General features: G+C 32.9%; 19 protein-coding genes. 13 read left to right on the forward strand and 6 right to left on the reverse strand.

Annotated elements, in window-relative coordinates:
* Positions 1–14: 14 nt before the first annotated feature.
* The 4 genes from BTM19_RS07725 to queC form a co-directional block, all read right to left on the reverse strand.
* A complete protein-coding gene (locus BTM19_RS07725; protein WP_029377715.1) occupies positions 15–608 on the reverse strand; it encodes a hypothetical protein in 594 nt (197 codons plus the stop codon).
* Between the two features lie 236 nt (positions 609–844).
* Positions 845–1,561 carry a 7-carboxy-7-deazaguanine synthase QueE gene (gene queE / locus BTM19_RS07730; protein WP_029377714.1) on the reverse strand — a complete coding sequence of 239 codons (717 nt, stop codon included), beginning with the start codon at positions 1,559–1,561 and terminating at the stop codon, positions 845–847.
* Positions 1,554–1,982, reverse strand: coding sequence for a 6-carboxytetrahydropterin synthase QueD (queD, locus tag BTM19_RS07735; protein WP_029377713.1), 429 nt, complete (start codon positions 1,980–1,982; stop codon positions 1,554–1,556). Before queD ends, queE begins: the two co-directional genes overlap by 8 nt.
* 2 nt (positions 1,983–1,984) lie before the next feature.
* Positions 1,985–2,653, reverse strand: coding sequence for a 7-cyano-7-deazaguanine synthase QueC (gene queC / locus BTM19_RS07740; protein WP_099265802.1), 669 nt, complete (start codon positions 2,651–2,653; stop codon positions 1,985–1,987).
* Between the two features lie 255 nt (positions 2,654–2,908).
* Between queC and BTM19_RS07745 the strand changes: the two genes are divergently transcribed.
* From BTM19_RS07745 to ltaS, 7 genes are all read left to right on the forward strand, one after another.
* A complete protein-coding gene (locus tag BTM19_RS07745) occupies positions 2,909–3,502 on the forward strand; it encodes an anthranilate synthase component II (protein ID WP_038678117.1) in 594 nt (197 codons plus the stop codon).
* Positions 3,486–4,628: an aminodeoxychorismate synthase component I gene (gene pabB / locus BTM19_RS07750; RefSeq protein WP_029377710.1), complete on the forward strand. Its 1,143-nt coding sequence runs from the start codon at positions 3,486–3,488 to the stop codon at positions 4,626–4,628. Before BTM19_RS07745 ends, pabB begins: the two co-directional genes overlap by 17 nt.
* Entirely contained in the window at positions 4,628–5,236 is a 609-nt protein-coding gene (locus BTM19_RS07755) for an aminotransferase class IV (protein ID WP_038678119.1), read from the forward strand. The genes pabB and BTM19_RS07755 overlap by 1 nt, the downstream gene beginning before the upstream one ends.
* Before the next feature lie 115 nt (positions 5,237–5,351).
* A complete protein-coding gene (locus BTM19_RS07760) occupies positions 5,352–5,555 on the forward strand; it encodes a hypothetical protein (RefSeq protein ID WP_231495837.1) in 204 nt (67 codons plus the stop codon).
* 22 nt (positions 5,556–5,577) lie between these two features.
* Entirely contained in the window at positions 5,578–6,285 is a 708-nt protein-coding gene (pxpB, locus tag BTM19_RS07765; RefSeq protein WP_038678121.1) for a 5-oxoprolinase subunit PxpB, read from the forward strand.
* A complete protein-coding gene (locus tag BTM19_RS07770; protein WP_029377707.1) occupies positions 6,273–7,277 on the forward strand; it encodes a 5-oxoprolinase subunit C family protein in 1,005 nt (334 codons plus the stop codon). The genes pxpB and BTM19_RS07770 overlap by 13 nt, the downstream gene beginning before the upstream one ends.
* Positions 7,278–7,976: 699 nt before the next feature.
* Positions 7,977–9,917, forward strand: a complete 1,941-nt coding sequence (gene ltaS, locus BTM19_RS07775) for a polyglycerol-phosphate lipoteichoic acid synthase LtaS (protein ID WP_029377706.1) — start codon at positions 7,977–7,979, stop codon at positions 9,915–9,917.
* Positions 9,918–10,173: 256 nt separating this feature from the next.
* Here ltaS and BTM19_RS07780 read toward each other — a convergent pair whose 3' ends face one another.
* Positions 10,174–10,992, reverse strand: a complete 819-nt coding sequence (locus tag BTM19_RS07780; RefSeq protein ID WP_017722538.1) for a ZIP family metal transporter — start codon at positions 10,990–10,992, stop codon at positions 10,174–10,176.
* Between the two features lie 112 nt (positions 10,993–11,104).
* Here BTM19_RS07780 and BTM19_RS07785 point away from each other — a divergent pair, with 112 nt between their 5' ends.
* The 6 genes from BTM19_RS07785 (at position 11,105) to BTM19_RS07810 (ending at position 19,748) form a co-directional block, all read left to right on the forward strand.
* Positions 11,105–12,985 (forward strand): ABC-F family ATP-binding cassette domain-containing protein, encoded by a 1,881-nt coding sequence (locus tag BTM19_RS07785; RefSeq protein WP_058625500.1) that lies wholly within the window; start codon positions 11,105–11,107, stop codon positions 12,983–12,985.
* 13 nt (positions 12,986–12,998) lie between these two features.
* Positions 12,999–14,777 (forward strand): DNA helicase RecQ, encoded by a 1,779-nt coding sequence (recQ, locus tag BTM19_RS07790; protein ID WP_029377704.1) that lies wholly within the window; start codon positions 12,999–13,001, stop codon positions 14,775–14,777.
* Positions 14,778–15,231: 454 nt separating this feature from the next.
* Positions 15,232–16,194, forward strand: a complete 963-nt coding sequence (locus BTM19_RS07795) for an ABC transporter ATP-binding protein (protein ID WP_029377703.1) — start codon at positions 15,232–15,234, stop codon at positions 16,192–16,194.
* Positions 16,191–17,708, forward strand: a complete 1,518-nt coding sequence (locus BTM19_RS07800) for an ABC transporter permease/substrate-binding protein (protein ID WP_029377702.1) — start codon at positions 16,191–16,193, stop codon at positions 17,706–17,708. The genes BTM19_RS07795 and BTM19_RS07800 overlap by 4 nt, the downstream gene beginning before the upstream one ends.
* Before the next feature lie 186 nt (positions 17,709–17,894).
* Positions 17,895–18,950 (forward strand): histidinol-phosphate transaminase, encoded by a 1,056-nt coding sequence (hisC, locus tag BTM19_RS07805; protein WP_029377701.1) that lies wholly within the window; start codon positions 17,895–17,897, stop codon positions 18,948–18,950.
* Between the two features lie 249 nt (positions 18,951–19,199).
* Positions 19,200–19,748, forward strand: a complete 549-nt coding sequence (locus BTM19_RS07810) for a 5' nucleotidase, NT5C type (RefSeq protein WP_017722532.1) — start codon at positions 19,200–19,202, stop codon at positions 19,746–19,748.
* 164 nt (positions 19,749–19,912) lie between these two features.
* On the opposite strand, the gene BTM19_RS07815 is transcribed toward BTM19_RS07810, so the two are convergent.
* Positions 19,913–20,863, reverse strand: coding sequence for a diacylglycerol/lipid kinase family protein (locus BTM19_RS07815; RefSeq protein ID WP_080704801.1), 951 nt, complete (start codon positions 20,861–20,863; stop codon positions 19,913–19,915).
* Between the last annotated feature and the right edge of the window lie 190 nt (positions 20,864–21,053).

The raw sequence follows: 21,053 nt of genomic DNA on the forward strand, positions 1-21,053 counted from the left end.
ATATAATATGTTAATCATTTATGTGAAAAAAATATATTCTGCCATAATAAGAAAAATATAAATAGTAAATGAACTATAATAAAGGCATACCAATAAGGCGTTAATAGCATCATTATCGTTAAAGCACCAATCATACATATTTGACCTATTAAAATTGGATGCTTGATACGTTGTAAAAGCTTAAGTTGCTCTTTTTCCTTTGGCTGAAAAGTACTATAGAACAATAAGATTGCGCCAATTAAGAAAATAGCAGGGGCTAAGTATGGAATAGACATATAATACGAGTCATGACTAGTGCTATATGTAAGAATTAATGATGTACTCATGATAATTGTCAAAATAATTGCAATGAATTTTTGATCTGTAATTTTATAAGCAGTTAGCTTACGATTTAAATAAAGTTGTAATAAAGTCCAAATAAGTAATTGTGTAATTGTATAAAAGGCGATGTAATCATATTCACCGACTAGAAATAAATTAATAATACCGTTGAGTGTTATTGCAAGCAGTATAGAGCTAAACTTTAGTTGTTTGAAATTCTGACGATATAAATCAATGCCGAGCACAATTAATACCGTAGCTATATTTATAATTATATTAATTAGCATGATGCTCTCCTAACTTAGATACTTCACTGCAATATTATAGCAATTAAGTGAAACTTAATCATTTAATTACATAATTTCTTCAAAGCATCATCATTAAAATGAGATTAAAAATGATGTTAAATGCATAATAAAAATAATTTTACAGTGATGACCAACTATATATTTTTGCATCACTAAAAAGCGATTCGTTATATAGACAAAGAGCATTATACAACGGATCGCATAGATTACACAATTTAAACACCTTTTTTGTTACTCCAAAGTAATGTGTGTAATTGGGGTAGAACATATACATTGTTCATATCACTACTGACCATTACGCGGTCTACTAACGTTTCATACAACGTTAATAACTTTTTAGTGTGTGATTCTACGTATTCACCATCTAAATAAGGGTTACCTACTTGTAAGTAAAAAGGAATATCAGGGTATCTGTGATGGATCTTTTTCGCAAATTCATAATCTTCATCATCGAAAATAACAACTTTCAGATTTAGTGATTTTGGCACACATTGTTCAATGACTTCATCTAATATAGGCAAGTTTGGTTTCATTTTCGAACTTGGTGGTTTTGGACTGATTGTTAAGTCGTCTATTTGAGTCATCCACGGTTGGAACTTACTACCTTGAGTTTCTAATGCGCTTTGTATGTGTTTTTCATCAAATAAATCAACTAATTGTTGGATCCCTTTAATTAGGGCAGGGTTACCACCAGATATTGTGACGTGGTTAAAAGAGTCTCCGGCAATCTCGTATAAAGCATCATAAATTTCTTCAGCAGTCATCATGCGAATATCTTCTTTAGCGCTACCGTCCCAAGTAAAGCTTGAATCACACCAACTACAACGATAATCGCAACCGGCAGTTCGTACAAACATGGTTTTACGGCCTATGACGCGACCTTCACCTTGAATTGTTGGACCGAAAATTTCTAGTACAGGTATTTTACTCATGATTACGTTGCTCCTTTGGTCTATATACGACATAGCTTGTCGGTGTTTCTCTTACATAGACTTGTACACATTTAGGTTGGTTATTGCGTTGGTTTAAAGATGTTTGAACCATTTCATATATAGTTTGAGCTACGATTTCAGTAGAAGGACTTTTTCCTTCGAATTGTGGTAAATCATTGAGTAAATGGTGATCGAATTGGCCGTGAACTAATTTCTTTAGCTCGCTAAAGTTTACTAAAAAACCATTGTGATCTAATGAATCGCCAACGATCGTTAAATTCACAAAATAAGTATGACCATGTGTGCGCATGCATTTGCCTGCATCTTCACTTGGTATATAATGCGCCGCAGAAAAATTAAAGTCTTTATTTAGTTCGAAAGTATATGGATGTTGTACACTAGGATAATTTTGTTGGAACATAATTAATTCTCTCCTTTTTCAGCTAAATACGTATTTAAACCGTGAGCTCTTAATTCGCAAGCAGGGCATTCTCCACAGCCTTCACCAACGATACCGTTATAGCAAGTAAGCGTATTGTAACGAATGTAGTCTAGCGCTCCAAGTTCATCACTTAATGCCCAGGTTGCTTTTTTATCTAACCACATTAAAGGCGTATGAATTACAAAATCTTTATCCATTGATAGTGATAATGTTACATTCATTGATTTAATAAAACTATCTCTGCAATCAGGTACCTGAAAATCCGTCTCACATACACCGGTGATAATATTTTTAGTGTTTGTCTGGTATGCTAAGGCGCCAGCAAAAGATAAGAAAAGTAAATTTCTTGCAGGAACAAATGTATTAGGGATACCATCTTCTCCTACTTCTATTTCCATGTCGTGTTGCGTAAGGGCATTAGGTGTTAGTTGTGAAAGTAAAGACATATCTAAGATGTGGTGCTTAACATGTTGTTCTTCTGCAATGCGTTTTGCTACTTCGATTTCTGTATCGTGTCTTTGGCCATAGGCAAATGTAACTAGTTCTACACTTTCAAAATGTTTCTTAGCCCAAAATAAACAAGTCGTACTATCTTGTCCGCCACTAAATACTACGATAGCCTTGTTATTGTCTAATGATTGTTGCGTCATATTGCTTGCACTCCTTCATATTGTCAAACTAGCTGTTATAACTCATGCTATGACGGCATAAAAAAACGTCCATCTCTATAAAAAAGACAGACGAAAATCATGTGTCTAGTTTTTTATAGAGGGTATCAGCTAGGAACCTCTTTGTATTCATTTATAACGTGATTTAGAATAATACATTTAAACTGTAAAATCAAGTTAATATTTGTGATAATAAGTATAACAGAATAACGAAGATATTTAAAAAGAGGCGACGTAATGATACTAATTATAGATAATAAAGATTCGTTCACTTATAACATCGTAGATTATATTAAGCAAAGTTATCGAGGACAAGTTGAGGTTATTGATGTAGAAATGGTAACCAATGAACGAATTCATTTATATAAACCTAATGCAATTGTAATTTCACCAGGGCCAGGTTCTCCCGAGGACTACCCAGTATTGAATGAAGTAATTCAAACATTTTCAACACAGGTGCCTATATTAGGTGTTTGTTTAGGGTTTCAACAAATTGTGACATATTTCGGTGGAAATATAGTGAAAAGTGATAAGCCTATTCATGGCCACACAACGCGTATAAAACATAGTGGCTCAGGTATCTTTGATGGATTGCCGGAATCATTCGATGTGATGCGCTATCATTCTTTAAAGGCGGAGCAATCATCCTTTCCAGAAGCATTGACTGTGACAGCAACAAATCATGAAAATATTATAATGGCTTTGGAACATAAATTATTACCAATTTATGGAGTACAATACCACCCAGAATCCATATTAAGTGAATATGGTCTTAAACAAATTCAAATATTTATAAATATAGTGGAGGCCTACCATGCAAATACATTTTAATTATCGTTACATAACTGATGAAACAACGCATGAGACGCATCGTTATTTATTCACACAATGCATTGCTAAGAAAATTGCATATTCAATAGAAGAAGTTGGTGATGTCGTGTGCTTTGCAGAAAGTTATCAAAATGATGGCTATTATGTAGCCATATATTTACCTTATGAAGCGGCAACTTACTTCAATAAAGACATGGCAACAGTGCCGACAGACGAAGGATATGTATACGCGGCAGCATATGTTTTTGAAAATACATCAGAAACTGAAAATGATCTTGAGGATAAGCTATATCAACAACAATGTAATTTTCAATTTCAATTAAATCGAGCCGAACTTATTAAACATATTCGGACGATACAATCAGCTATTGTGGAGGGTAATACGTATCAAGTAAATTATACAACGAGATTAGTAGATTCGATTCATCATTCTATAGCCACATTATATTATCATCTATTAAATGATAATCACGGCTTTTATTCTGCTCTTATTGAAACAGATGAGCTACAAGTTGCTTCATTATCACCAGAATTATTTTTCCAACGAGGGCCATTTAAAGCAGGTGAAGATGTATTGTTAAGTAAACCTATGAAAGGTACGATGCCAAGAGGTAGTAATGAAACAGAAGATAAGCAAAATCTAAACACTTTAAGACACTCAAGCAAAGATAGAGCGGAAAATGTAATGATTGTAGATTTACTACGTAATGACATGAGTCGAATTGCAAAAACTGGCACTGTTAAAGTATATAAGCCGTTCCATATAGAACCATACAGGACAGTATTCCAAATGACATCAATGATTACTGCCACTTTACGCAAAGATACAGATTTAAATCAGGTACTAAGTGCATTATTTCCTTGTGGTTCAATTACAGGCGCCCCAAAACTCAATACGATGAATTACATAACAGCGTTAGAACAAACGCCACGAAATATTTACTGTGGTGCAATTGGCTTATTACTTCCAAATGGGAAATCAATCTTTAATGTGCCGATTCGAACAATACAATACTTAAATAACCAAGCCATTTATGGAGTCGGTGCAGGTATTACGATTGACTCTAAACCTGAGCAGGAAGTTCAAGAATTTATAGACAAAACAAAGATATTGGAGCGATTATAATGCAACTTTTTGAAACAATGAAGTTAGAGTCAGGTTTGTTCCCCAGAATTTCTTATCATAAGAAAAGAATGAAAACCGCTTCTGAACAATTAGGATTTTTGTTTAATGAGTCGACTTGGTCGGAGCTTATAACATCAATTAGCGAGCAATATGCAACAGGTGTTTATCGAATAAAAATTATGTTGAATAAAGATGGAGTAATGAATTATGTTGCAGCGCCTCTACCAAAAAAGACAACATTTACAGCAAAGCTGTTACCCTTAATAGCTGATGTGAATAAACAAGTCATAGTTCACAAAACGACACAAAGGGCACATTTAGAACATAATCATCAAACCGATATCGTTCTATTATATAATGAAGAAGGTAAAGTATTAGAATTTGATATTGGGAATATAATGATCAAAGAAGATGGCCATTACTATACACCATTTTATAACGAAGATTTTTTGCGTGGTTGTATGCGTCAAGAATTATTAGACAAAGGCGAGTTATTAGAAAAAGATTATGATATACAGGAATTAAAAGATAAAATAAATAGTAATATAATACAGATTTTTCTAATAAATAGTTTGCGAGAGGTTGCCGAGGTAGAAATTTATCTATAGAATATAGAAAGTATAAACATGGCGTCATTGATAGCGCATACGCGATTTAAGATAATCAAATTTTATAAACAAAATAGTAAAGACAAAATTTATAAACAGTGAGTGAGGAAAAATGATGATATTGGTTTGGGCATTAACAATTATTATAATTTCTGTGCTTACCAAATGGGGCGTAAATCAATTGTTGAAACGACAAAGTGTTTATTTAACACGCTTCGTCATTACAGTATCTTGCATATTTCAATTTATATTTGTCTATTTCCTAGTAAAAGAACTGGTACATTATTTGATACAAGCATTTGATGTATTATATCGTTAGTAACAATTTATGAGGTGAAACTATGAAGATATATAGTCAAGGAGACCAAGCAATAGTGGTTTCTATAGAAAAAGAAGTCTCTAAAGATTTGACTGAAGATCTGCTTGCTTTGAAAAAGTATTTAGCGGACAAACAGTATCCTTTTATAACAGAAATTGTACCTACAGAATCAGACATGATGATTTGTTATGATGCAAGGGACATGATTAAGCATCATCACATCCAATCTCCATTTTTATATATGAAAGCATTAATGCAAACGGTACAAATGGAAATTAAGCATGAGGAAGAAACGGTTGAACCTATTGAAATTCCAGTAGTTTATGGTGGAAACTATGGGCCTGATTTAGACGCTTTACTGACTTATTATAAAATGGATTTTGAAAAATTCGTGAAATTACATACGGAACAAATTTATTTTGTGTCAATGATGGGCTATACACCAGGATTTCCTTATTTAACTGGCATGAATAAGCGTTTATTTGTAAATCATACAGGTGGGAAAAAGACTTTCATTCCTGCAGGTTCTGTAATTATTGAAGGTAAAAAGACAGGCATCACTACAACAGATACATATGGTGATTGGCTAGTCATAGGATATACACCTGTTCGATTATTTAATCCGGAATTAGAAGATTTCACGAAATTAAAATTAGGAGATAATGTTAAATTTTGTGCGATTCAAGAGGAAACGCTGGATTTAGGAGGGTTTCAACCATGTCAATCATAATAGAAGGTGAAGGGCTGTTTTCAAGTTTTCAAGATTTTGGTCGCAAAGGGTATGAACATGATGGTGTTATCCCTGGCGGTGCTTTGGATCCTCTATCGCATGAAATAGCAAATAGACTTGTAGCTAATGATAAGAATGAAGCTACTTTAGAAATGACAAATAGAATGGCGAGTTTTCGTTTTACTGAACCGACGCTTATTGCATTGAGTGGGGGAAGTTTCAAAGCTAAGACAGAACATATGAAAGTGCTACCCAATAAATTGTATTTGATGGAAAAGGGTGATGTACTCGTGTTTACAGAAACGAATCGTACATCTAGAGTTTATTTGGCAGTAGGTGGAGGATTTGAACTTAGTGAGTGGTTAGGATCAACTTCGACGGACTTCAAGTCAAACATTGGTGGTTTCCACGGTCGCAAACTACAAAAAGGTGACGAAGTTAACATGAAACGAAACTACACTAAGCGCCATCATAAATTATTTGAAAATTTAAAAGAAACGCATCAAACAGATTGGGGTATCGATGGTTACGCGTTATCTTTCAATTATATGTCTGATGTTTTTCATGTAATAAAGAATAAAGGAACAGAAGATTTTAAACCTAAAGTATTGAATAGATTTACTTCTGGAGAGTATAAAGTTACAAGTAAAGCAAACAGAGTTGGCATGTATTTAGAAGGAGAACCTGTAAAAGCATTTTACGAAGACATGCCAGAACATCAATCGGTACAAATTGGTACCATACAAGTAAAACGAGACGGCACACCAATTATTTTATTAAATGATCATTATACTTTAGGCAGCTACCCACAAGTTGGTACGATTGCGAGTTATCATTTAACAAAGCTAGGGCAAAAGCATCAAGGAACTAAATTGAAATTTCAATTTATAGATGTGGAAAGTGCGGAGAAGAATTTAATCAAATATACAAACTGGTTGAACCAGTTATTTCACGGCATTGAATATAGGATGCAATTAGAAATGTTAAAATAACGAGTATATATAATGTAAAGCAGTAACACCAAAGATAAGCCTAGGTTTTGGGTTACTGCTTTTTCTATTTTTATTCCCATGAATTTTTGAATAGTTTTTTTATTTATGTAAGCACATGAAAGTCTGACATTGTATTAACTAAAATTTTAATGCGACCATAGTCCGATTAATATACTATCCAATAAAGGTATAATTAAAAAACATATAAATACTTAATAGTAAGTTAATAACCGTTTAACAAGGCGTTAATAAAGGTTTTGTTGAATGCCTAATTACATAAAAAAGTGTCTTTTTACTTGATATTTAGCTATAATTGCTTTATATTTATTAATTGAACTATGTGCGTTTTATTACGAACATATTACAAAACTATAAAAAATGTAAAGCTAATTTCAACCTATAATTATGAATAATATGGATTGGAAAGATTATAAACAAATATCAATGATTTATAATATAGACACCAATTAAAACTTAAAAACTGAAACATATGAATGCTTGTAACAGTGTACTTTAAATTATTGATTAAAGATGGCACTAAAGCATAATTCTAAAAACAATTTACCCAAGCCAATAACGACTTTCGTTTATTAGAGATACTAACATCGCTAATAAGCGTTTAAGATAGTAACTTTGACACTTTTTATAAGGTTAGGTAAGCGTTCTAGCCTATATTAATTTATATCGGGGGATAAGAACATGAGTATACACAAAAAGAAATTAACTCTTTTTGGGTTTTTTATTTTAACGGTGCTAACAGTCACCTTAAAAACATATTTTTCATATTATGTTGATTTTTCTTTAGGCGTTAAAGGATTAGTTCAAAACTTAATCTTGTTAATGAATCCTTACAGTTTAATTGCATTAGTATTGAGTATTTTCTTGTTTTTCAAGGGTAAGAAAGCTTTTTGGTTCATCTTTATTGGTGGCTTTATATTAACTTTCTTATTATACGCAAACGTTGTATACTTTAGATTCTTTTCTGACTTTTTAACATTTAGTACATTAAACCAGGTTGGAAATGTTGAATCAATGGGTGGCGCGGTAACAGCTTCATTCAAATGGTATGACTTCGTTTACTTTATAGATACTTTTGTTTATCTGTTTATTTTAATTTTTAAACAAAAATGGTTTGATAAACGTGTATTCAGCAAAAAGTTTGTACCAGTAGTAATGGCTGCTTCAGTTGCCTTATTCTTCTTAAACTTGGCATTTGCTGAATCAGATCGCCCAGAATTATTAACACGTACATTTGACCATAAATATTTAGTTAAATATTTAGGTCCGTATAATTTCACTGTATATGATGGTGTTAAAACAATTCAAAATAACCAACAAAAAGCGTTGGCTAATGAAGATGATTTAACTAAAGTATTGAATTATACGAAGCAAAAGCAAACTGAGCCAAATAAGGAATATTTCGGTGCTGCTAAAAAGAAAAATGTTATTAAAATTCATTTAGAAAGTTTCCAAACTTTCTTAATAAATAAAAAAGTAAATGGTGAAGAAGTTACACCATTCTTAAATAAACTCTCGTCTGGTAATGAAGGATACAGATATTATCCAAACTTCTATCATCAGACAGGACAAGGTAAAACATCGGATTCAGAGTTTACTATGGATAACAGCTTGTTTGGTTTACCACAAGGTTCAGCTTATTCATTGAAAGGTGATAACACATACCAATCACTGCCAGCTATACTAGATCAACAGCAAGGTTATACATCTAGTGTTATGCATGGTGACTACAAAACTTTCTGGAACCGTGATCAAGTTTACAAACACTTTGGCGTAGATAAATTCTACGATGCAACTTATTACGACATGTCTGAAGAGAATCTTGAAAACTTAGGTCTTAAAGATAAAGAGTTCTTTAAAGAATCAGCAGATTATTTAGCAAAAGAAAAAGAACCATTCTATAGTCATTTAATTACGTTAACTAACCACTATCCATTCACTGTGCAACCAGAAGATGCATCAATCGACAAACCGAACACAGGCGATTCTACAGTAGATGGTTATGTACAAACAGCAAGATACCTCGATGAATCATTAGAAGAGTTTGTCAATGAATTGAAGAAAAAAGGTTTATATGACGATTCAGTAATAATGATTTATGGTGACCACTATGGTATTTCTGAAAACCATAATAAAGCAATGGAAAAATTATTAGGTGAAGAAATTACACCTGCTAAATTCAATGACTTAAACCGTACAGGTTTCTGGTTGAAGATTCCTGGTAAGGAAGGTACTGTAGATAAAACTTATGCTGGGCAAGCTGATGTAATGCCTACATTATTACACTTAATGGGTATCGATACGAAGAACTATTTAATGATGGGTACAGATTTATTATCTAAAGATCACAATGATACAGTACCATTCAGAAATGGTGACTTTGTAACGAAAGATTATAAATATGTTAACGGTAGAATTTATGATAATAAGAATAATGAACCTATGACAGAAAAACCTAAAGACTTTGATAAGCGTAAACAACAATCTGAGAAAGATTTACAAATGAGTGATGATGTTCTCAACGGTGATTTATTGAGATTCTATGATAATCCTGATTTCGATAAAATTAAGCCTTCAGATTATGAATACAAAACAGGTCCAAAAGGACAAGAGAAAAAATAAATAAAAATACCGACGATTCTAATATAGAGTCGTCGGTATTTTTTATACTAAAAATCTAGAGGGATTTTTAATATAATTATAAAAAAAGAGGAATTGACTGTGACTTGTAAATTGATTAAAATGTCCATTTGATCCAAGTATGACTATGAATAAGAAAAGTCCAGGACATTAATGTATATCCCGGACTACTGAACCAAGTTGCTTTGCGTAATGTTTAATTTTTAAAATATGTCAACATCCATCGTTTTGTTTGCCCTTATCCAAGCGCAACGTCTAAAATCATCATGATAGTGAACCCTAACATGAGGCTCATTGTTGCAAGGTCAGTATTATTACTAGCTTGAGAATCAGGAATAAGTTCTTCAACAACTACAAATATCATCGCGCCTGCAGCAAATGCCAAGGCATACGGTAGCATAGGTGTAACGACCAGTACGGCTGCTGCACCAATTGTAGCAAATATAGGCTCGACAATAGCAGACGCTTGCCCATAGTTAAAGGCTTTCCATCTAGAAGCACCAGCTGCTCTTATTGGCATAGACAAGGCTGCACCTTCTGGAATGTTTTGGATACCAATCCCTATAGCTAAACCAAGGGCACCTAAAAATGTAGCCTGCCCATTGCCAGCTACGATACCACCAAATGCCACACCAATAGATAAACCTTCGGGTATATTGTGTAGCGTTATAGCTAAAACGAGTAACGTATTCTTATTGAGTTTTTTTGTGCCTACACCTTCTTGATATTGGTTTGTGTCTTGGGTGTTTGGGTGTATGTGTGGGATAACTAAATCTAGTGCACGAATAAATACTCCGCCCAATAGAAAACCGATAGCAGCCGGTAGCCACGGTAATGATGTACCTTCGCCATAATTAATAGCTGGTTGCAAGAGTGACCAAAAGCTAGCTGCAATCATTATACCCGCAGCGAAACCTTGCATTGAATTTAAAATCTTATCGTTTACTCTTTTGAAAATAAAAACAGCTGCAGCTCCTAATGCAGTAAGTAGCCATGTAATAATACCTGCTATTAATGCTTGGATATAAGGAGGCAAGTTTTGGAAAAATTCCGACATAAGCATTGCTCCTTTGTATCATTTGAGTTAAAAAAGGTGTATAATATGTAGAACTGAAATTAAGTTTAACAGAAATAATTATAATTTTCGATATTAAAAAGGATGTTGGGCAATGGAAGCATACAAAATTGAACATTTACATAAATCATATGCCGATAAAACCATTTTTGATAATTTGCAGTTGTCAATCTCTGAAGGTGAAAAAATAGGACTTGTAGGTATAAATGGTACAGGTAAAAGTACATTATTGAAGGTAATAGCTGGATTGGATGAAGACTTTGAGGCAGAAGTATCACATCCCAATGCTTATCGCATCCGATATTCTTCTCAAAAACATGACTTTGATCAAAATATGACGGTGTTTGAAGCAGTATTAACTTCAGAAACTGAAACAATTAAAGTTATAAGAACGTATGAAAATGCTTTGGCGCGATATACAGCGACCCAAAGTAATGAAGATTTTCAGAAAATGATGCAAGCACAAGAAGCAATGGATAATTACCAAGCATGGGATTATAGTGCTGAAATTAAAACGATTCTTTCTAAATTAGGTATTTATGATACAAACAAAGAAGTGAGTGAACTTTCAGGAGGCCAACAGAAACGCGTTGGTTTAGCTAAAACACTTATTGAACAACCTGATTTATTACTATTAGACGAACCAACAAACCATTTAGATTTTGAATCAATCAATTGGTTAATCAACTATGTGAAACAATATCCGCATACAGTATTATTTATCACACACGATCGTTATTTCCTAAATGAAGTATCCTCGCGCATTATTGAATTAGATAGAGGTAAGCTTACAACCTATGTAGGAAATTACGAAGATTATATAGCTCAACGCGCAGAAAACGAAATTATAGAACAAAAACAACAAGCGAAACAGCAATCCTTATACAAGAAGGAACTTGAATGGATGCGTGCTGGCGTTAAGGCACGTACGACTAAGCAGCAAGCTCGTAAAAATAGATTCAACGACCTAGAACAAGATGTGAAAAATCAACACCAACAAGATAAAGCCTCTTTAAACCTTGCTTATTCTAGATTAGGGAAACAAGTCTTCGAATTAGAAGGCTTAACGAAACGCATTCATCAAAAAACATTATTTAAAGATGTAACGCAAATTATCCAAAGTGGTCAACAAATTGGTATTGTTGGTCCAAATGGTGCAGGTAAAACAACGTTACTGAATATCTTAAACGGTGAAGATAAAGATTTTGAAGGTGACCTTAAAATTGGTCAAACGGTAAAAGTCGCTTATTTTAAACAAACTGAGGAACGACTAGATCGTGATATAAGAATGATAGATTATTTGAGGGAAGAAAGTGAAGTTGCTAAAGAAAAAGATGGCACGTCAGTATCAATCACTCAATTACTCGAAAGGTTCTTATTTCCAAGTTCAACACATGGTAAAAAGATTTATAAATTATCAGGTGGAGAACAGAAAAGATTATACCTTTTAAGCTTATTGGTACACCAACCGAATGTACTTCTTCTAGATGAGCCAACAAATGATTTAGATACAGAAACACTTACAATTCTTGAAGATTATATTGAAACGTTTGGTGGCGCCGTCATCACAGTTAGTCACGATAGATATTTCTTAAATAAAGTAGCACAAGAGTATTGGTATATTCATGATGGACAAATGGAGCGCATCATCGGTACTTTTGAAGATTATGAAGCTTACAAAAAGGAACAACATCAGTTAAAAGAGCAAAAGAGTCAACAGTCTAAAGTCAAACAACAACCTGACAAGAAAAAGAAAAAAGGTTTATCTTTTAAAGAAAAACAAGAGTATGAAATGATTGTCGAGCGTATTGATACAACTGAAGAACGATTAGAAACTATAGAAAAAGAAATGATTGAGGCAACCTCTGATTATGCCAAGATTAAAGAACTAAGCGAAGAACAACGAAGATTAAATGCGTTGTATGAAGAAGATATTGCAAGATGGAGCGAACTTGAAGAACAAAAAGAACAATGAGGGATTTTATAACATGGAGTCAACTTTATCGCATTATTTTGGCTATGACACATACCGTCCTGGTCAAAAAGAAATCATATCAAAAGTATTAGATCATCAAAATGTGCTCGGCGTTTTACCTACCGGCGGGGGAAAATCAATTTGTTATCAAGTACCAGGATTAATGTTGGGTGGCACAACAATTGTAATCAGCCCATTAATCTCATTGATGAAAGACCAAGTTGATCAATTAAAGGCAATGGGTATTCGTGCAGCATATTTAAATAGTAGTTTAACTCAAAAACAACAAAAAGAAATTGAAACACAATTAAGAAAAGGTGAAATTCAATTCTTATATGTTGCACCAGAACGTTTTGATAACGCTTATTTTATTAGCTTATTACAACAATTATCAATTCATTTAGTTGCTTTTGATGAAGCGCACTGTATTTCTAAATGGGGACATGATTTTAGACCAAGTTATCAAGATGTAATCCATAAGGTATTTGCATTGCCACAAGACTTTACGATCGTTGCACTAACTGCAACAGCAACTATTGAAGTTCAAAAAGACATAATGGAACGTTTGAATATAGGAAAAAATGATGAGATAAAAACGAGTACAAAAAGACGAAATCTCGTGTTTCAAGTCAATCCTACATATCAACGACAAAAATTTGTTATGGAATATGTGAAGCAACATAAAAAGGCAGCGGGCATTATCTACTGCTCTACACGTAAACAAGTTGAAGAATTACATGAAGCTTTACAGAATAATGATATCAACAGCACGATTTATCACGCTGGACTAACAAACAAAGAACGTGAAGCAGCGCAAAATGATTTTGTGTATGATCGAGTACGTATTGTTGTTGCGACTAATGCTTTTGGTATGGGTATAGATAAATCCAATGTGAGATTTGTTATACATTATAATATGCCTGGCGATTTAGAATCGTATTATCAAGAAGCAGGGCGTGCCGGTCGTGATGGCTTGAACAGTGATTGTATCTTATTATTTAGTGAACGAGATATTGGATTACATCAATATTTTATTTCATCTTCAAAAGCTGATGATGACTATAAAGATAAAATGGGTGAAAAATTAACAAAAATGATTCTCTACACTAAAACGAAAAAATGTTTAGAGGCCACTTTAGTTCATTATTTTGAACCAAACGAAAAACTTGAAGAATGTGAACAATGTAGTAATTGTGTCATTGAAAATAAGACTTATAATATGACGAACGAAGCGAAAATGATTGTAAGTTGTATAGCTCGTATGAAGCAAAAAGAGAGTTATAGTGTCATTATACAGGTGTTAAGAGGCGAAGATTCTGATTATATTCGTTATTGTGATTATAACGAACTCTCAACACATGGAATTATGAAAAATTATACAACTTCAGAACTTAGCCATTTGATAGATGAATTGAGATTTAAAGGGTTTTTAAATGAACACGATGAGATTTTAACGTGTGATCAATCTGTTAAGAATTTGCTCGGCGAGCAAGTTGAAATATTTACAACTCCATTCAAACGAAAAACTAGAGAAAAAGTAAATATAAATACGGTAGAAGGTGTGGACCGTGCACTATTTGATGAATTGATTAGCGTCCGCAAAGAATTAAGTGAGAGCTTGAGTATTCCACCAGTTAGTATTTTTTCAGATTTTACATTAGAAGAATTTGCTAAAAGAAAACCAGAAACAAAACAAGAAATGATTTTAATTGAAGGTGTAGGTAGTTATAAATTAAAACATTATTGCCCGATGTTTTTAGAAAAAATTCAATCATATAAATCTAAAATCTAGCAGATTCAAACAGCTAATGTGCACAAATAATTGCGATAGAATGAGTCACTTATATGCTATTAAGATAATCGCGATGATCCTTGCACTAAAAATAGGCTTAACAAAACGCTTTTCTAAGTTGAGATTGTTGAGAGTTCAAGGTTGTAGCCATCTTCTAATAGAATTTGATAGTTGTACCCCTATTGATTATCATAAGTGAAAAATAAATAAACTAAAGTTATTAAGCGAAGTTAATTTGACAATAATTAATATACTATGCAAACTCTTAAGACATAGATATAATTTTATTTCGAATTAACTTCGTTTTTTTAAAGATTATAACGATGACTTGTAAGTTAAATGCTATGGATAAATTAATTGAATTATACATAAAATCAATAAAAATAGGGAATATACCATTTAATTGAAAATGCAAATTTTTGTTAAATGAATATACGATAATGAAGGTGACAAAGTGATAGAATTTAAAAATGTAGTTAAACGTTACGGTGATAAAGTAGCTGTTGATGATATTAGTTTTAATATTGATGAAGGAGAATTCTTTGTTTTAATCGGGCCGTCTGGTTGCGGCAAGACAACTACGCTAAAAATGATAAATCGATTAATTTCTCTTTCTGAAGGTTATATTTATTTTAAAGATAAACCGATAAGTGATTATCCAATATATGAAATGCGTTGGGATATTGGCTATGTTTTACAACAAATTGCATTATTTCCGCATATGACAATTAAGGAAAATATTGCGCAAGTACCGCAAATGAAGAAGTGGAAAGATGCCGATATAGATCAACGTATTGATGAACTAATGGATATGGTAGGATTAGAACCTGAAGTATATAAAGATCGTAAACCAGATGAACTTTCCGGTGGACAACAGCAACGTGTAGGCGTTATTCGTGCTCTGGCAGCTGATCCACCAGTTATTTTAATGGACGAACCATATAGTGCTTTGGACCCAATTAGCCGTGAAAAATTACAAGATGATTTAATTGAATTACAACAAAAAATCAAAAAAACAATTATATTTGTAACTCATGATATTCAAGAAGCTATGAAGATGGGCGACCGTATATGTTTGTTGAATAAAGGCCATGTCGAACAAATAGATACACCAGAAGGCTTTGTCACAAATCCCAAAAATGACTTTGTTAAACAATTTATGGGTGACAAATTAAACCGATCAGTTAATGAGTTGAAACTTTCCGAAGTAACAAATCAACTATCTATACAAGAAGGAGAAACAAAAGAAGGTTATCCAATCATTGACAGTAATTTATATGTTAAAGACGTATATACAGATTTGATAAACAATGAAGCGGTTATTATAAATGATTCAGCTACCTCCACACAGCGAGTGTTAAGACGAAAAGACATTTTTCAAATTTTGTCAGAGCATAAAGGAGGTCATGATGAATGAATACCTTCATTAATACACTTTTAGAGCGTAGAGGACAATTAATAACAACGATATTTGAACATATACAATTATCTTTTATAGCACTTTTGATTGCAGCAATAATCGGTGTGCCGTTAGGTATATTTTTAACAAAAACACGTAAACTTTCCGAAATTGTTATGAATATCGCGGCGATACTTCAAACGATACCTTCATTAGCATTGTTAGGGTTAATGATACCGCTATTCGGTATAGGGAAAGTTCCGGCGGTTATAGCATTAGTTGTATATGCGCTATTACCAATTTTAAGAAATACATATACTGGTATTAAGGAAGTAGATGCCTCATTAGTAGAAGCGGCAAAAGGTATTGGTATGAAACCAGGTAGAAGATTGATTAAAGTAGAATTACCGATTGCTATGCCAGTCATTATGGCGGGTGTTCGTACGGCAATGGTATTAATTATTGGTACAGCAACGTTAGCTGCGTTAATCGGTGCTGGCGGCTTAGGTGATTTAATATTACTGGGAATTGATAGAAATGATTCATCACTTATTTTAATTGGTGCCATACCAGCGGCATTATTAGCTATTTTATTCGATTTAGTGTTACGTTTTATGCAAAAACTTTCATATAAAAAACTTTTGGTGTCACTTGGAGCGATTGTTATTATTTTATTGCTAATAATTATTGCACCGTTGTTAGCCCAAAAAGGAGATAAGATTGTTTTAGCTGGAAAATTAGGTTCAGAGCCATCTGTAATAACTAATATGTATAAAATATTAATCGAGGAAGAAACCGATAATACAGTAGAAGTTAAAGATGGTATGGGGAAAACTTCATTCCTTTTTAACGCGCTAAAATCTGATGATATTGATGGTTATTTAGAATTCACTGGAACTGTATTAGGTGAATTAACTAAAGAAGATTTAAAATCTAAGCAGGAAGCAAAAGTATACAATCAAGCGAAGTCTAGTTTAGAAGATAAATATGATATGACGATGTTGAAACCTATGAAATACAATAATACGTATGCATTAGCAGTAAAAAAAGATTTTGCTGAAAAACATAACATCAAAACAATTGGCGATTTGAATAAAGTAAGTGACGAGATTAAACCAGGCTTTACATTGGAGTTTAATGATCGCGATGATGGATATCCAGCTGTTAAAAAAGCCTACGATCTAGATGTAGGTGATGTAAAAACAATGGAACCAAAATTACGTTATCAAGCAATCGAGAATGGAGATATTAACCTGATTGATGCTTATTCAACGGATGCCGAATTAAAACAATATGATATGATTGTTTTAGAAGATGATAAGCATGTGTTCCCGCCTTATCAAGGAGCTCCAATGTTTAAAACATCTTACCTGAAAGAACATTCTGAAATTAAAAAACCACTAAACCGCTTAGCTGGGAAAATTTCAGACGAAGATATGCAGGCTATGAATTATGATGTAACAGTGAAAAAGAAAGACCCTTATAATGTTGCAAAAAATTATCTAGAGAAACATAATTTAATCGATAAATAAATCTTAATAAAATAATATGAGACTGTTAACTTGGTATGAAACATAATACTAAGTTAGCTGGTCTCATTTTTTTATCTTTATAAATAATGGTGTCTATATTGATACATTGATTTTAGTCTGTTATAAGGTTTATAATAGTTACTAAGTTTTGAAATTTCTGTAAATTCAAGGAGGACCGAAGCAACTATGAAGAAACAAATTGAACAATTATCAGCTTACGAACCAGGACTATCACCTCGAGCATTAAAAGAACAATACGGAATTGAAGGTGAGTTATATAAATTAGCTTCTAATGAGAATTTATATGGTCCAACACCAAAAGTTAATGAGGCCATTCAAGCACATTTAGATGAGCTACAATTTTACCCTGAAACGGGTTCTCCATTATTAAAAGAAGCAATAAGCAAACATTTAAATGTAGATGCATCACGTATATTATTCGGTGCTGGTTTAGATGAAGTTATCTTAATGATATCACGTGCAGTACTGACAGCTGGAGATAAAATTGTGACAAGTGAAATGACATTTGGACAATATTATCATAATGCAATTGTAGAATCTGCAAACGTAACACAAGTGCCGCTTCAAGAGGGTCATTTTGATTTAGAAGGTATTTTAGCGGAAATTGATAAAGATACTAAGTTGGTTTGGTTATGTAATCCAAACAATCCAACGGGAACTTATTTTTCACATGATGAATTACAGCGTTTTTTAGAACGTGTACCGAGTGATATCCCAGTTATTATTGATGAAGCATATGTTGAATTTGTTACTGCTGCTGATTTCCCAGATACATTAGCATTACAACAACAATTTGCCAATGCCTTTTTATTGCGTACATTTTCTAAAGCATATGGCTTGGCAGGTATGCGTATTGGATACGTTGTAGCCGCTAAAGAAGCTATTGATAAGTACAACATTATACGTCCGCCATTTAATGTTGGCCGTCTATCAGAATACGCTGCCTTAGCTGCATTAGAGGACCAGGCTTATTTAGCTTCTATACGTGATCGCAACGCTCAAGAGAGAGCAAAATTCTTTGAATTATCTCAAAGTGATGCGTTTTATCCTAGTCAAACGAATTTTATTTATGTGAGAACAGATAAGCCACACGAATTGTATGAAGCATTGTTAAATGTAGGATGTATTACAAGAGAGTTTCCTAGAGGTGTGCGTATTACAATTGGGTTCCCAGAGCAAAATGAAAAAATGATAGAAGTACTTAAAGCGTTTAACTTCTAAAAATAATTCTTAATGAACGTTCAACGATACAAAATTTAGCATTTGATTAATATTAGTATGGTGTTTATTATATGGCTATCCTATCGGTCTAGTAAAATACTTGAAGATGATAATATTAATGCTATGTTCAATTTTGGTTTAGTTGAACGTGTTTTGCTATAATTGAGGTGTATCGGGATAGATTTGTTATGTATATATTACGTTACAAATTAAAGAATATAAAGTAAGAAAAAGGGAGTAGAGTAGTACATGACTAGAAAATCAATAGCGATTGATATGGATGAAGTACTTGCTGATACAGTGGGTGCATTAATTGAAGATGTAAATAAACGCACAGATTTAGGTATTTCTATAGATATGTTAGATGGTATTAAATTAAGACATGCGATGCCTGAACATGATGGCTTACTGACTGAAATTTTACGTGAACCTGGATTTTTTAAAAAATTAGAAGTTATGGCTGATGCACAAGAAGTTGTGAAGAAGTTAACTGAACATTATGATGTATTTATTGCCACTGCTGCAATGGATGTACCGACGTCGTTTCATGATAAATATAATTGGTTGAGAGAGTATTTCCCGTTTCTTGATCCTCAACATTTTGTATTTTGTGGTCGAAAAGATATTGTTAACGCAGATTATTTAATTGACGATAATCCACGACAGTTAAGTATCTTTACTGGAACACCAATTATGTACACAGCAACACATAATATTAATGATGATAGATTTGCACGTGTTAATAATTGGAAAGATGTAGAGCAGTATTTTTTAGGAGATAGTGAATACAAGATTTGAATATTTGTTAGCAGTGAAGTGGGTGGGTTTATTGCCTTTTTGCTGCTTTTATTTATAAATTTTAAACATTATGCAAGCATTAAAAATAAGATTTTATTATTGGTATTATAGCCACTAATAAAATCTTATTTTTTACGTTATTAGGTTGTAAATCAGTGTTTTTGCTACTCTTCTTCTGTTTGTTGTGTATCTATATTTGAGTCCGGTAGAGTTAGTATATTAATTGCGCTAGGCACAATCTCAATGTTGAGTGGTGTATTTAAGGCAATTTCTCCATCTATGTCTACTTTCATTTGTGGGTCAGTTTCAATAGTTATTTCTTTAGCTAGGATGTGTTTAATACCGTCCGTCATGTTATTCCAATTCATACTATCACGTTGTTTAAATATATCAGTTATTACACTTGAACTATGTTCTTCAAAAACGAATATATTTAAATAACCGTCACTAGGTGAGAGGTCTGTTAAAGGAATACGACTTCCCCCTATAAATGGACCGTTTGCTACAACAATCATTGCGGTATTGCCATTGATTTCTTTTCCATCTGCGGTCATTTTGTAATCAAAGTGCTCTGGATTGAGTAATGTCTTAACAGTAGAACCGACATAGCTCAGTTTCCCGAAAACGTCTTTATTCCCATTTTGCACATTTTCTGCATTTTGCACTATAAGACCTAATCCTGCAAAGTTAAGTGCGTATTGATCATTTATCTTCATTACATCATAAGCTTGTAACTCTGAATTGATAAGTTGCTGGCTTGCTACTTTATGGCGTGGATTAAGATTTAATGTCTTTACGAAATCATTAAACGTACCGCCAGGAATAATACCAATAGGAATATCTAATTCGCTTTGCATCAGTCCGTTAATAAGTTCATTTACTGTGCCATCTCCACCAAGAATGAAAATAATATCAACATCATCGCTATAGCTTTGATTTTTTATTTCTTTACAGAAAGTGATAATATCACCTTCATTCTCGCTTAGTTGGATAGATAAATGTTTACAAAATGTTGTTAATGAAGAGGCTACATCCCCCAAGCCTCTATAAATATCTTTTATACCTGAGTGTTCATGATAAAATAACACACCGTGTTTGTATTTTGTTTTAGTCAATCTATTCACCATTTTTCTTTTGATTTTGCGTTCTATTTTATTATTTACCCGATTTTTTAACAAAATAAATACATAACGTTTAGGGACTAAATTATAGCCTTTAATCATTTAGTAAGCAAATACCAATTTTTATTATAGTTATGAGCCAGTAGTGAGTTAGCAAATTGTGTGATTTTTATGTACATATAAA

The sequence above is a fragment of the Staphylococcus xylosus genome (assembly GCF_002732165.1).
GTDB lineage: Bacteria > Bacillota > Bacilli > Staphylococcales > Staphylococcaceae > Staphylococcus > Staphylococcus xylosus.